Source organism: Nonomuraea sp. SYSU D8015 (assembly GCF_008065375.1).
GTDB lineage: Bacteria > Actinomycetota > Actinomycetes > Streptosporangiales > Streptosporangiaceae > Nonomuraea.
Genome location: NZ_VJYI01000008.1, coordinates 202,352 through 215,802 on the forward strand (window position 1 = coordinate 202,352; position 13,451 = coordinate 215,802).

Sequence of the window (13,451 nt, forward strand, 5' to 3'; positions counted from 1 at the left end):
CTCCCACTCCCCCGTTGCGACAGATCACCAGCTAGTAACGCCTAGTAATCATTCTGTCACAGAGAGGAACCAGTCAATCAGGCAGGATCAGCCCCTCAACGGTCTTCATGATCGGCAGATCGGCCCCGAGCCACTCCACGTCGTAGTATTCGCCGGGCCCGAGCCATCTCAGCGCCAGATGCTCCCTGGGCTCCGGCGTCCCGGAGGCCAGCGTGGCCAGCCAGACGCGCAGCACGTACCCCTCGGACAGCGTCCAGTCGCCGCCCACGCGCTCGCCCACCGCGATCTCCACGCCGAGCTCCTCACGGCACTCCCGGACCAGCGCCGCCACCTCGCTCTCCCCCGGGTCCACCTTGCCACCGGGGAACTCCCAGCCGCCGGCGTGCGCCGCGGGGGCCGCGCGCTGGGCGGCCAGCACCCGGCCGCCCTCGGCGACGATCACCGCGGCCACGACCACGATGTTGCTCATTGCCTCACCCCGTTCGGCGGCTCAGTCGCCATATGCCGCCGCCTTCCCCCGTCGCTCCTTCGTCGCTCCTCCTCCAGACGACGGCACTCCCTCGCGTGCTCATGTGTTCCGATCCCTCATATGCCTCATCGGGCTGCATTCTGCAGCTTCTTGAGCTGCTCCAGCACATCGGGGTTCTGCAGCGGGCGGGTGAAGCCGACACGGTTGGCCCGGGACGAGTAGCTGGTCACCTTGATCGGCCCGCACCGCGTGCACCGTGCCTCCAGCATCTTGCCCTTCGACACCACCAGGCCGACGTGCCCCGGGTTGTTGGCCGAAGTGCCCGGCCCGGAGTTGAAGAACACCAGGTCGCCTGGCTGCTCCTCACCCTCTAAGACCTTCACCCCGAACGGCCACTGGCCGAACGTGGTCCGCGGGATCAACAGCCCCGCCTCTTTGTAGGCCGCGTAGATGACGCCCGAGCAGTCGAACGCGTCCGGCCCCGTGCCGCCCCACAGGTACGGCTTGCCGCGCTGCGCCAGGGCGTACTGGAGGATCTTGGCCACGACATCGCTCGGCGCGGCCTCGATCAGCGGCTCGTCGCACTCCTCCTCGGCCTGCGGCGGCACCTTGACGTCGCCGGACTTTGCGTACTTCCTGGCGATCGCCTCGACCTGGTCCACGTACCACCAGGCGCGGTTGTAGACGAACAGCGCCTGCCGCACGTTCTCGGGCGCCCCGTTGCGCTTGAGCATCTTCGCGGCGCCGAGGATGGCGTCGGCCGGGTTGTACACGTCACCGACGCCGTCGCCGTCGCCGTCGGAGGCGTACCCGTTGAACTGCGACGACATCGGGATCCTGGCCTTGCCGCCCCAGGTGGAGATCAGGAACTGCATCGGCCCGGCCGCGCCGGCGGAGTTGGTGCCGCTCTTGACGCCGGGCAGCGTGGAGCGGCCGTGGTCGGTCTCGCGCTTGCCCACGGCGGCCAGGATGTTCCACTGGACGCCGATCTTCTCACCGTGCTCTTTGTACAGCTGCAGGTAGTTGGCGGGGATGTCGGTGGAGGCCGAGTCGGACGCCTCCTCCACCTGGACGGTGTCCTCGCAGTCGATGGTGGTGCGGCCCTCGCTGAGGAACGACGGCATCGAGATCAGCAGCATCGGCGACACGATGACCAGAACCAGCAGGAGCATCCCCGCCAGGCCGATCAGGAGGGCGAGACGTGCGCGTGAGACGTTCACCCCGGGTCTCCCTCCTGGCCCTCGGCCGCCGGCAGGATGTCGAAGATCCGCCAATCCGTCCCGGACTGGCGGACCGTGACCGCGTAGTCCTCGTTGAGCAATTTGTCGCCGCTCTTGGCGGAGACCTTCCTGGTGCCGGTGACGACGAAGATGATGGAGGTCTTGTCGATCTGCCTGATCTCCTTCAACCGGGCCGTGGCCGTGGAGACGATCTCGTCGTCGCGGTTCTGCTCGACGGTGCCCGCCGACGTCATCGTGCGGCCCAGGATCTCGCCGAGCTCAGGCGTGGTGTACGCCTTCAGCCGCTCGGCGTAGGCCGCCGGGTCCTCGTCGTACCGGAACGTGCCGTAGACGGCGGTGAACCGCTGGGCCAGGTCCGCCGCCGCGGCAAGGTGCTCCTTCTTCATCGGCAGGTAGTCGTAGACGTCGAACGGCGCGTCGCTGGCGGTCGCCAGCGGCGTGGACGAGGCGACGGCCACGCTGGTGGGGCGGCTCTGCTGCGGCGCCGGCTCGGCCGGGTCGGCGGATCCCGGCCACAGGGTGACGTAGACGCCGACCGCGGCGATGACCACGACGATGGCGGCGAAGGCCAGCCCCCGCCTGTCACCTGGCTGGGCCATGTTCAGTCCTTGTCCGGGTTGTTCGGCTTGAGCCAGAAGGGCACGGACGGGCGGTCGTCGGAGCCACCGTCACGGCTGCTCTGCAGCCACAGCGGCGGCGCTTCCGACGCGCGCGACGCGGGCTCGTCGGAGCCGAAGATGCGGGGTCCGCCCGCCCTGGCGCCGCCGCGGGGCGCGCCTCCTGTGGGCCTGGCTCCGCCGTTGCGCGAGCCTCCGCCCCCGGAGCCTCCGAACAGGCCGCCACCGCCGTTGCGCGAGCCCCCACCCGAACCACCGAACAGGCCGCCACCGTTGGAGCCGCGCGAGCGCGTGCCCCCGCCGCCCGAGCCGCCGAACCTCGACCCACGGGACGAGCCGGTACGCGGACCCGCCGACGAGCCGCCGCGCGGGGCCCAGCCGCCGCCCGACCGGCCGCCGAACCAGCCGCCACCGGACGAGGAACCGTTGGAGCCCGTCGAGCCACCCGTCCCGGCCCCTCTGGCGCCGCCCGTGCCGCCCACCCGGGGACCGCCGGCGCCCGGCGTGCGGGTCGAGCCGCCGCCCAGGTTGAGCGGTGGCGCGGTGCCCCTGCGCGGCTCCATCGGGGCCCTGGCGCCCGCCTTGCCGCCCTGCTGGTCGGTGTCGAGCGGCGCCGCCGTGGCCGGGACCCGGGAGCCGGAGGACGTGCCGTCGCCCTCCTCGCCGCGTACCCGGACCTGCCCCGCGGCCGCGGCCGTGGTCGCCGCCGCGGCGGCCGGGTTGGCAGCAGCGGCCGCCCTGATGAGGGGCTCGGCCTTGCGCAGCCCCCAGCGGCCGATCCGGGCCTGGGCGACCGGCGGCAGCACGCCCGCCGAGCGTTCGAGCACGGACGAGCTCGCGGCTTCGCCGAGCATGCGGGTGGTGACGTTGTGGCCGTTGATCGAGGCGAACAGGTGCTGGAACGGGCGCCGGTAGAAGAACACCGCGATCGTCAGCAGGGCCATGAACAGCACCTGCATGCCCCATGGCATGGCCGTGGAGATGATCAGGGCATACCCGTACACGAGGACGCTCAGCACGAGCGTCAGCACCGCCTGTCTCAGCAGCGTGCCGATGAGCATCTCCACCCAGCGCATGGCGATGATGCGGCCGCTGCCCGGATGCACGCCGATGAGCAGGAACACCGGCCCCAATATCAGCAACAGCAGGAAGCCCACCTTCAACACCAGCAGCGACACCGCCACCAGGAAGATGAGCAGCCCGGCCACGACGGCGGCGATCAACGCGCCGACGGCCACGCCGAGCCGGTTGGACCAGTCACGGCCGGAGAAGACGGTGTAGCGGGGGTCGTTCCTGAGCTTCTCGGCGAGCGCGGCGTATTCCTGCTGGCGGGCACCCACGTCAGGAGCCGGCTGACCGGCCACGGCAGGCGGGATCGACTGCATCTCCAGCACCTTGCGGCCCCAGTCGCGCACGATGGGCTGCTGCGGGTCGGCGGTGCCGAACAGGCCCACGAGCCACGGCTTGCAGACCAGCGTGGACCACAGCGCGTCGGCGTTCTGGTCGACGCCCGGCGTGCCGGTCTGGGCGTAGCCGCCGGCCTTGACCTCCGCGCCGGATCCGCCGGGCGGCGGCAGACAGGAGGCGCCGCCCGCGCCGGGCAGACCGGAGAAGGCCGAGTTGACGACCTCGCCGGTCTTGTCGGTGACGACCTTGCCCAGGCCGGTGAAGTCGCCGGGCCGGCTGAGGAACCAGACCGCCACGGTGACCGCCAGCACCATCCAGATCACGCCCTCGGCGGTCGTGGTGGCCCGCTTGCGGATCAGCCCGTACCAGGCCAGCCAGATCGCGCCGAGGATGACGACCGGCTGCAGGTACGGCCAGTACATCGCCTTGGAGAGGTTCGTGACGATGTCGTCGACCACGTCCTTGATCGACTGGAGCGGTCCTTCGGTTGCCGCCGCCTGGTACGTGGTGATCGTCAGCCGGTCGATGGCCTTGGCCGCGGTGAAGACGCCGTTGGCCCACATGTTGCCGAGCACGGCGACGTAGTCGGCGCAGCCCAGGTCGTGGGTGTGCCAGAACTGGCCGCTCATGCCGAACTGACCGTAGTTGGTGGTCGGCGCCCCGTTCGCCGGGTTCGGCGCCTGGATCAGGCCGTCGGTGCCGCCGCCGACCATCTCGGGATTGAGCGGGCCCGACAGGTCACAGGGGGCCGCGGCGGCCGGGGCGGACATGCCGCCGATGGCCAGCGGCACTGCCAGGATGGCTGTGACCAGCGCAAGAGCCAGCGCGAGTCGTCGGGATAGCCGGATCTTCATGACCGTACCTCCTGCGCCCTGCCCACGCCCCCTTGAAGATCATCATGCCCGGCGCCGTCGGGTTTGTCGTGTGTTGGATTCGTGTCGAGCCAGCGGAGAAGCTCCTCGGAGATCAGGTCTACTCCGATACGGCCTGCCCTGCCATCCAGATCGCGGAATACGCATTCGCCGTTTCCGAGCGAGCGCAGCACTGCCTTGTGCTCTTCCGACGGTTCCACCCCGAGCAGGGACATGACGTGGTCCACCTCCACCCGTTCGGTGGACCTGAACGCGAAGACGGACGACAGGCAGTTGGTCACCTGCTCGTTCAGCAGGTCTCCCGCGTTCTGCGAGACCAGCACGAGCGCGGTGTTGCGGGAGCGGCCCATCCGGCTGACCTCGGGCACCAGCTTGGCGCCCTCGGGCGTGGAGGTGATCGCCCACGCCTCGTCCAGGAAGATCGCCTTGGGGGCACGCCGGTCGAGGCCGTTCATGAGCCTGCGCGCGAACTGTGACACCAGGTAGAGCAGGGCCACCGACAGCCGCTGCTCGTAGGAGTAGTCCTCCCTGGTCGTGGTCACGTCGGGGAGCGTCAGCCCGCCCAGCGTGAACACGGTCGTCCACCCCTCCGTGTCGATCTGGTCGCCGCCCGACGGGTCGAAGCAGAGCCTGGCCAGGTGCATCTCCGACATCGAGCGCAGCACGGCGCCGAGGTTCTTCGACGCCGGGTCCTCGGCCTGCTCCAGGTGGTCCACGACCTTGCCGAGCGACGGGTCGGGCTGGTTGGAGACCGCGGCCACCGCCTGGATCATCGCCGACTCGCGCTCCTCCGACATGCGCGGCAGCAGCAACCGCAGCGTCTCGGTGGCCATGGTCTTCTTGGCCGCGATGTCGTCGCCGAACGAGAACGGGTCGAGCAGGCCCGGCGCCGCCGAGCCGAGCGGGATGATCCGCGCCTTGCGCCCGCGCTTCTCCAGCAGCCGCACCAGCGACTCGGCGTCGCCCTTGGGGTCGATCACCGCGACGGTCACGCCGCGCAACGCCATCTGGTAGATCATCAGCAGCGCGAGCGTGGTCTTGCCGCCGCCCGGCTCGCCGGTGATCGCGATGGCGGTGGGCCGGTTGCGGGTGGCCGCCAGCAGCGGGTCGAAGTGCACGATGCTGCGGGCGCGGCCGACGGTCTCGCCGATGTACGGGCCCAGCCAGCCCTCGCTGCCCTCGCCGAGCCGGTCGCCGAGGTCGACGGTGGCCGTGGCCATGCCGCCCGCGATCGTCCGCAGCGGCTGGCGCTGCGCGTAGGCGTTGACGCGTACCTTCTCGCCCGGCAGCGACTCGCAGAACAGCGAGAACTGGTCGCCGGTCGAGTTGACCACGTCGATGCCCATGTCGCGGTAGTGCTCGACGACCGCCTCCACCCGCTGCACGCAGATGTCCTCGGTCGGGGCCGACACGATCAAGCGGTGCCAGCCGTACACGAAGGGCAGCCGCTCCTTCGCGATGCCGTGCTCCAGCATCCGGGCCGCGTCGATCTGCTCGGCCAGCGCGAGGGGCGCCTCCGCGCCCGCCTCGCGGATGTGCTGGTCCATGTCGCGGGCGTGCGCCAGCTTGCGCGCCACGTCCTTCGACGCCTTGACCGGCGGGATCAGCCGCATCCGCGACGAGATCTCCACCGGGAACGGCAGTTGGTCGGCGAAGTGCATCCACGGCTCGCCGTCCGGGAACGGCATGAGGTCGGGGAAGCGGGCGAACGACAGGTGAGCCACGTACGAGTCGCCCTGCGGCTGCACGATCCGCAGCAGCGACCTGCCGTTGTGGATCTCGCCCTCGACCAGCGACTCGATCTCGCCCCTGCCCCAGCGCCGGCGCGGGCTGGCCGACGGCGGCGGGTCGCCGAGCGCGCCCGCGGCCGCGTGCTGGAACAACCACGCCACCTCGACGGAGGTGGCGTGACGGGCGTAGAGCGCGCTCGATGCGAGCGCTCGGCCCAAGCGTTCGGACTGCTCCGTCCACCGCCCGATCTCGCTGTCGGGCACGTGATCGTCCTCCATGCCGAGCGCCTTCTCCGTCTTCTGGTAGAAGCCGAAGAGCTGGGCGAGCACGCCGCTGCCGAGCTGCTTGCCCCGCGGGCCCAGCCGAACGCCGAGATAGACCTCCTTCGTCCAGAAGTCCTTCGCCCAGACGTGCCGGTACATCTCCTCGAGGTAGTCGCGCCAGCCGGGCCCCTCGTCGGACGTGGCGTTGAGCGCCATGGCCCACTCCGCAGCCGGGTACGTGCGGTGCGCGACCCTCAGGTGGACCTCGGCGTCGGGCATCCTGATCGCGGCCAGCGCGATCGTGATGTTGGTGGCCAGTGCCTCGCGCTCCTCCGGCGTGACGAACTCGTAGCTGACCGTCGGGAGGCGGAAGTACGCCCATGCGGAGGAGTCTGTGAGCAGGATGCGGTCGTCGAAATAGCGGACCGCGAGGCGCTGGTGCGCTCGGGACGCCCTGCTCATGCCGCCCCCTCGGCGCATGAACGGGCCAGACCTGCTCGCTTGTTCACTTATCGCTCACCGATTCTCGTGCCCGGGGGGTCACTCGCCAACTCCTCTTCGCTCGGTCGTACGGTCTGTGCCGCGAAGCCCGCGACCACGACACCGGCGAGGGCGAGGTAGGCCCGCCGCCCGGCCGCGCGCAACTGCCCGGGATCGACGACCTCCGCACCGCCCGGCGCCAGGTCGTCCTCCCAGGGGACCCTGACGATGGCCCGGCACCTGCCCCTGGCCACCGCCTCCGCCTGCTCGACGTCGGCCATCGAACGCCTGCTCACGCCGTTGACCACCATCACCGCACGCCTGCGCAGCTCCGCGCAGCCGTGCCCGTCGAGCCACTCGTATGTCATCGCCACCGCCTCGGACGCCTCCTCGCTCGCCGGGACCACCAGGACGAGCTGGTCCGCGTACGGCAGCAGCCGCGCCGCCAGCGCGGCGGCCGGGTCGATCACGGCCAGCTTGTAGTGGCGGTCGAGCAGCCGCATGGACTCGCCCAGCCGGTGGTCGGAGAAGAACGACCGGTCCGCCAGGCGCTGCTCGGCGCCCGCGTCGGTGTCCGCGCTGATCACCTCGAGGCCGGTGGCCGTCCTCGTGGTGTAGCCGCGCATCGTCAGGTAGCCGCTGACCCGGTCGAGCCCGGACAGCAGCGAGGTGAGGGTCTCGGGGGTCTCGGGCTGGATCCTGCTGGTCAGGGTGCTGCCGCCGGTGTTGGCGTCGACGGCCACGATCCTGTCGTCGCGGTATTGGGCGAAGGTGTGGCCGAGCATGAGCGCCGTGGTGCTCTGCCCGGCCCCGCCGGTGCAGCCCAGCACGACGATCCTCCGGCTGCCGCTGAACACGGCCCTGGCCCTGGCCTCGTCGATCTCCGACCCGTCGGTCCGCACCCCGCTCCCGCCGACGACCACCTGCGCGATCCGCCGCCACCCGCCGGAGTCCCGCCCCACGACGGACTCGACCCTGCGCACCCGCCCCTCACCGGGCCTCGGCACCGGCACGGGCGCCACCAACTCCCCGGTCCGCACACCAGACCGCTCGCCGGCCTCCCGCCCGGCGACCCCGCGCCGCTCCTCGACCGCCTCCCGCCGGGCGGCCTCTCTCCGCTCCTCAACCACTCCGCGGCCGGCCGCCTCACGCCGCTCCCCGGCGGTCTCGCGCCGCTCGCTGGTCGCATCCTGCGTGAAGGACCCGGCGCGTTCGGAGGCCTCCTCGCGCGCGAAGGTCTCCCCCTCGCGCGCAGGCAAGGCCCCGTCGCGCGCAGGCAAGGCCCCCTCGCGTACAGGCAAGGTCCCGTCGCGCGTAGGCAAGGCGCCGTCGCGCGCGGATGCCGCCGCCTCGCCGGGCGCATCCGCATCCGTCTCGCCCTGTCCGGACACCGCCGCCTCGCCGGACGCTTGCGCCCCCGGTTCGTCTTGCCCGGACACCGCCTGCTCGTGGTCGGCCCCGAACTCGTGGACCGACCCGGCCTCGCGGACCGACCCCGCCACCTGGCTTTGGGCGGAAATGCCCGTCTCGTCCCGCACGGACGCCGCCGCCTGGTCGTGGACGGACGCCACCGCCTGGTCGAGCGCAGAAGCTCCTGGACGACCGTGCGCGGATGCCGCCGGTCGATCGACGGGGCTCGGCTCCGGTCCCGGCCGACCATCCGCGTCCATGGACGCCTCGGACGTGTTGCCGCCCGTCCCGCCGGGCTCCACCGACGCGTCGCCAGTCGCCGCACTCTGCGCCACCGCAGTCGCGTCAGGCCGCGAAGCACCGTCCTCCGGCAGGTCAACCGTGGCGGCCGGTTCGTTCGGCTCGTCGATCGGCGTGGTCGTTCCTCCGGGGATCTCGCCCACGGGGCCCGACTCGGTCCGTCCGTCACGCGCCGCAGGCTGCTCGCCCGGGACGTCGCGTACCGGCTCCAGCTTGTCCAGGCCCTCGGCGACCGGCGGCGGGGCCGGCGTGTCGGTGTCGCCGGGCGCCGGGGCCGCGCTGCCTGCGGCGGGGAGGTCCGTTGTCTGGGAGCCAGGGCGGGGAATGTCTGGGCGGGGCGAGGGCTTGGCGTCCGGGTTGAGCGGCGGCCAGACCCGTCGCGTGCCCGCCGGCGCCGACGCAGGGCCCAGCCTGGGCGGCTGCCCCTTCCTGTGCTGGTCCCGCGCGACTTCTTCCTCGTGCCGCTCGCTCTCCAACCGGCCCGCCACGTCCACGCGCCCGGCCGGGTCGGCCGGTGCGTCGGCGCTGGCGGCGAGTCTCCTCAGCCGTCGCAGTGCCTCCGTGTCGATCGGCTTCCCCGCTGCGGGCCTGCGGCTTTGCGCCGTCTTGATCGGCACGACCGTTCCGCGCGCGGTCTCCGCCTCACCCGGCGCTCCGTGCCCGGCCCTGCGCTCGGCATCGCCTCCTCTGCCCGCGCTCCCGGCGTCGTCTCGACTGCTTGTGTCCTCGGCACCACTTCGGGTCGCACGCACCGGAGCGGCGCCCATCTCGCGGAGGGCCAACTCTTCGGCGGCGATCTCACGCCCCTCGGCCCCGCGGCCCTCGACCCGGCGCCCCTCTACCCCGAGGCCCTGGGCTCGGCGAGCGGCGATCCCTTCGCCGTCGCTCCCACGGTCGCCGTGTGTCGGCTCGCCGCTCCCGGCGGCCTGCCGAGTAGCGGACTGCCCAGTCGCGGACTGCTGCGTCGCGGACTGCTGGGTCGCGGACTGCTGGGTCGCGGACCGCTGGGCCTCGCCATCGCTGAGGGCGCGCTCGCGGCCGGGCAGCCGCCATCCGCCGCCCCTCTTGCCGCCGCCTCTCCGGCCGTCGTCCTTGCGCCCGTCGTCCGCACGGCCGCGGTCCGTCCGGCCACCGTCCGCACGATCGCGGTCCGTCCGGGCACCGTCCGTACGACCCCGGTCCGTCCGACCGTCGGCTCTCAGGGCCGTGGGCTGGCGCTCGACCGGTGCGGACGTCGATGCCGGGCCTGGCGCGTCGTCCCCGTGGACGACGACCAGCGGCAGGTCCTGGCGGCGCCCAGAGCCCCCTGAGAGCCCCTCCTGGCGCCGTACAGCCCCCGCCGGTCCTCCAGTGGCAGGGGCAGGGGCGCCCTGGCGTACCTGGGCCTTCAGGGCGGGCGCGGCCGTGCCGCGGCGGGCGCCCCAGCCGGTGCCGCCGGTCGCCGGCTCGGCGACAGGAGCCTGGCCGGCCGCGGCGGCGGCGGCCGCGACGGCGGGGCGCACCTGGCGGGGGCCGGCGATCCGCTGGTCCTCACGCCTGCGCTGCGGATGGCGGGCCTTGCCCGGCCGCCGCGACTTGGCACGGGCGGGAGCGGTGCGCCAGACGCGCGCCGAGAAGGTGATCGTCTCGGGCTCGGCCAAGGGCGCGAGGCGGTACCACGCCTTGGGCTCGCCCAGGTAGCGCAGGTGGGACTCGAGGAGCTCGGTGAGCCGTTTGCCCTCGATGACGGGCCGGGTCGACAGCCAGGTCACGATCCCAGGCGGCACCAGGAAGAGCACGTGCCACGGCATCGCGACCGGCACGCCCACCAGGATCAGCAGGAGGGACCACGGGACGAACACCCCGACGAAGACGCCGATCCAGACGATGGGCAGCGGCATCGGCAGCCGTAGGTCGTACAGCTTGTAGAGCCGCTTCTCGATGCGCCAGATGTTCGTATACGTGGGCAGGTCCACCCGGTCCTCCTCTCCACCCGCTCGTGTATGACCGCCGCCGGACGGTCTCAACCCTTACTTGATGCCCAGTGCGCCCGCGATCGCCTTCGCCGTCACCTCGATGATGTTGGGAACGTAGAAGATCACTCCGATGGCCACGGCCAGTATCAGGAATTGCACGAATCGCGTGATCTCGCGGGTGAAGAGGAAGAAGAGCGCGACCACGGAGACGACAACGAGGAACAACGGGGCGAAGAACGCGCGCAGGAAGTCGGCCAGCCCTCCGGTGTCGATGCCGGTCGACGTGGGCGTCGGCGTCATTTCGATCAAGGTGAGCACTAGGGTCTTCAAGGTCACTTCTCGTCCTCCCGGGGGGTACCGATCAGCAGTGCGTCCGCGCCTCTAGTCAACGACCCGGCCCGCGCCGCGGATGTCGGCGACGAACCACTTGTCGCCCTGCTTCTCGACGGTGAGCCGGTAGGCCTGCTCCAAGCGCGCGCCGACCGCGGCGGGGTCGGTGGCGTTCGGGGAGGGCGGGGTCTCGCCGTTCGACACGACCCACACGACGACCGCCTGAATCTCTCGGGTGGCACCCCCCACAGGCACCACGACTTTCTGGAGCTCTGAGAACGTGAACAGGCCATCGAAGCTCGGCAGGCTCTTGCCCGCGGCGACGTAGCGCTGCAATCCGGCGGCGTTGCCGGAGGAGTATTCCTTGAAGAAGCCCTCCAACTGCGGCTTCAGCTCTGCGGCGGCCGCCTCGTCGGTCTCCGGCGGCGCCACCTGGGGCAGCTCGGCCGGGGCGGGGGCGGGCAGGATCGCCGGGCGGCCGGAGACGACGAACCTCTTTCCGGCCTCGGCGCCGGAGTAGTAGATCGGGACCGACAGCATCATCCTGCGGGGGCCGGACTGGAAGGCCACGCTGGCCACGGCGTTGTTGGAGTCGGTCGTCTCGATGTCGTACGGCTGGATGGCGACGGCGGCCAGCCTGCCGTTGCCGTCCCAGCCGAACTGCGGGGACGAGGCGTCGGGCAGGAACGCCGCCAGCTTGCGCTGCCTGCTGTCCGCATCCTCGGGAGTGAAATTGAGATAGACCCCTGCGAACTGGGCCGCGAAAGCCATGCCCTGCTCAGCGGGGAATCCGCTGCGGGCCACCGCTGCGCCATTGGGCGTTGCGGCGTCTTGCTGGGTAAACCGCTCAAATGGGGCACGAATCCCATTCACCACGATAACCACGATTAGGGCCCACAGAATGATGCGGCCCGTCCACACAAGCCACCGTCCACCGCCACCGGACCAGCCACCACGGCGCGGCCTGCGGGGTGGCGGCGCGTCGAAGTCAGCCGTGTCCAGGGTTGCGGAAAGCCCGGGGCCGTCAGCGATCCGAGGATCGTGGACGGTAGACCTACGAGCCATCACGCCTCCGCTCGCGCCGATCCCCCCGGCTGGCGCGGTGTCGTCCGTTGCCGATCCCCATCATCCGCGGTGAAGTAGTCACCCTATCCGGTCTCCGCCATTGTTCCAGGAAAGCCACGCCCATGCTGCAGGCACGACCGCCCTCACGGCAAACCGGGCCCATATGACAGGCTCCAGTGCCGATTCCTGTCACTTCCCGGTGGAAACGCCTTTTGACCAGGCCAAACACCTAAAAACGCCTAGCGTGGCGGCCACGGATTCCTGACCAAAATAGGCATGGACTCTCACGGCACGCGCAGGGCGGCGCACCGACGGGAAACCTGCTCGCCGGCCCGCCGCCCTGTTGTCGCGCCACGTCACGGCCGCGGCGGCGATCCATACGGATTTCTCATCGGCGGCTCGCGTACGGAGGAGCGAGCGGAGGGGCGCGTCAGGCGGGTTCGGGGTCCTGCGTGGACCGTGACTGACGGCGGCTTTGGAGGTCCACGACGCCGGTCCGGCTCTGGAGGTCGACGACGCCGGTCCGGCTCTGGAGGTCGACGACCGTGGGGCGCACCGATCGTTCGAGCGAGCCCCGCAGGTCGGCCAGCATCCCGGCGGTGTCACGATCACGCATCCGGCTCGCCATCTCGTTGCGCTCGTCGACCTTCCTGCGCAGGTAGGCCTCCCGGTTGACGCGCAGGCCGTACATGAGTTCGACCCTGATCAGGGCGAGCTCCTCTTCGAGGCTGATGCCCGCGAGCGTGGGCGCGGGGCGTCGTTTCCGGATGATGCGACGGATCATGAGGGCCTCCCGATTCAGCGTGAACGCCGTGACGATTCGACGCGCGGGGGCCCCAAGTGGTTGACGCATCAGTTGTCCGCGGATCAGACGTCAGAGGGATCCGGGACGCCGGACGCCGTAGCGGGCGTCACCGCCGTCCGACCGTCGGTGACTCAGCGTAGCGAAGATATGCGGCGAGTAGTCGGATCGGCGGTGCGCGGCGGATGGCGGCCGGCGCGTCTAGGGTGGTGAACGTGGCAGCAGACGAGAAGACGCCCTCATACGAGCAGGCCCGCGAGGAGTTGACCGAGGTCGTGCGCCGTCTGGAGACGGGCGGGCTCACCCTCGAGCAGTCGATCGAGCTCTGGGAGCGCGGCGAGAAACTGGCGGCGGTCTGCGAGGAGTGGCTTCAGGGGGCCAGGGTCAAGCTGGCCGCCGCCATGGCCCGCCGCTCGGAGCCAGGCTCGGGCCATGCCGACGACGCACCCTTCTGAGCAGCCGCAGGACGCCTCTGAAGGTCCGCATACGCGGGCGACCGCCGGACCGGC

General features: G+C 71.3%; 10 protein-coding genes. 1 reads left to right on the top strand and 9 read right to left on the bottom strand.

Annotated elements, in window-relative coordinates:
* Window positions 1–73 precede the first annotated feature (73 nt).
* The 9 genes from ID574_RS31045 to ID574_RS31085 form a co-directional block, all read right to left on the bottom strand.
* Window positions 74–469 (bottom strand): (deoxy)nucleoside triphosphate pyrophosphohydrolase, encoded by a 396-nt coding sequence (locus ID574_RS31045; protein ID WP_188192533.1) that lies wholly within the window; start codon window positions 467–469, stop codon window positions 74–76.
* A 125-nt stretch (window positions 470–594) separates the two neighbouring features.
* Complete coding sequence (locus tag ID574_RS31050) at window positions 595–1,689, bottom strand: C40 family peptidase (RefSeq protein WP_188192534.1); 1,095 nt, start codon at window positions 1,687–1,689, stop codon at window positions 595–597.
* Window positions 1,686–2,309, bottom strand: a complete 624-nt coding sequence (locus ID574_RS31055) for a hypothetical protein (RefSeq protein ID WP_188192535.1) — start codon at window positions 2,307–2,309, stop codon at window positions 1,686–1,688. Before ID574_RS31055 ends, ID574_RS31050 begins: the two co-directional genes overlap by 4 nt.
* A 2-nt stretch (window positions 2,310–2,311) precedes the next feature.
* Window positions 2,312–4,588, bottom strand: coding sequence for a type IV secretion system protein (locus ID574_RS61840; RefSeq protein ID WP_188192536.1), 2,277 nt, complete (start codon window positions 4,586–4,588; stop codon window positions 2,312–2,314).
* Window positions 4,585–7,062 (bottom strand): ATP-binding protein, encoded by a 2,478-nt coding sequence (locus ID574_RS31065; protein WP_188192537.1) that lies wholly within the window; start codon window positions 7,060–7,062, stop codon window positions 4,585–4,587. The genes ID574_RS61840 and ID574_RS31065 overlap by 4 nt, the downstream gene beginning before the upstream one ends.
* 47 nt (window positions 7,063–7,109) lie before the next feature.
* On the bottom strand, window positions 7,110–10,745 hold the full coding sequence (locus ID574_RS31070) for a TcpE family conjugal transfer membrane protein (protein ID WP_188192538.1): 3,636 nt from the start codon (window positions 10,743–10,745) through the stop codon (window positions 7,110–7,112).
* Between the two features lie 54 nt (window positions 10,746–10,799).
* Entirely contained in the window at window positions 10,800–11,045 is a 246-nt protein-coding gene (locus tag ID574_RS31075; protein WP_223167281.1) for a hypothetical protein, read from the bottom strand.
* A gap of 81 nt (window positions 11,046–11,126) precedes the next feature.
* The gene (locus ID574_RS31080) at window positions 11,127–11,879 is read right to left on the bottom strand and encodes a conjugal transfer protein (protein ID WP_223167245.1); all 753 of its coding nucleotides are present in this window, start codon (window positions 11,877–11,879) and stop codon (window positions 11,127–11,129) included.
* A gap of 691 nt (window positions 11,880–12,570) precedes the next feature.
* Window positions 12,571–12,924: a hypothetical protein gene (locus ID574_RS31085; protein WP_188192540.1), complete on the bottom strand. Its 354-nt coding sequence runs from the start codon at window positions 12,922–12,924 to the stop codon at window positions 12,571–12,573.
* 203 nt (window positions 12,925–13,127) lie between these two features.
* On the opposite strand from ID574_RS31085, the gene ID574_RS31090 reads away from it, so the two are divergent.
* A complete protein-coding gene (locus ID574_RS31090) occupies window positions 13,128–13,397 on the top strand; it encodes an exodeoxyribonuclease VII small subunit (RefSeq protein ID WP_188192541.1) in 270 nt (89 codons plus the stop codon).
* Window positions 13,398–13,451: the final 54 nt, after the last annotated feature.

Bases quoted from the DNA above. Each gene is read 5' to 3' on its own strand.
- ID574_RS31090 (WP_188192541.1), top strand. From the start codon at position 13,128: ATGGCGGCCGGCGCGTCTAGGGTGGTGAACGTGGCAGCAGACGAGAAG.
- ID574_RS31065 (WP_188192537.1), bottom strand. From the start codon at position 7,062: ATGAGCAGGGCGTCCCGAGCGCACCAGCGCCTCGCGGTCCGCTATTTC.
- ID574_RS31055 (WP_188192535.1), bottom strand. From the start codon at position 2,309: ATGGCCCAGCCAGGTGACAGGCGGGGGCTGGCCTTCGCCGCCATCGTC.
- ID574_RS31085 (WP_188192540.1), bottom strand. From the start codon at position 12,924: ATGATCCGTCGCATCATCCGGAAACGACGCCCCGCGCCCACGCTCGCG.
- ID574_RS31075 (WP_223167281.1), bottom strand. From the start codon at position 11,045: ATGACGCCGACGCCCACGTCGACCGGCATCGACACCGGAGGGCTGGCC.
- ID574_RS61840 (WP_188192536.1), bottom strand. From the start codon at position 4,588: ATGAAGATCCGGCTATCCCGACGACTCGCGCTGGCTCTTGCGCTGGTC.
- ID574_RS31045 (WP_188192533.1), bottom strand. From the start codon at position 469: ATGAGCAACATCGTGGTCGTGGCCGCGGTGATCGTCGCCGAGGGCGGC.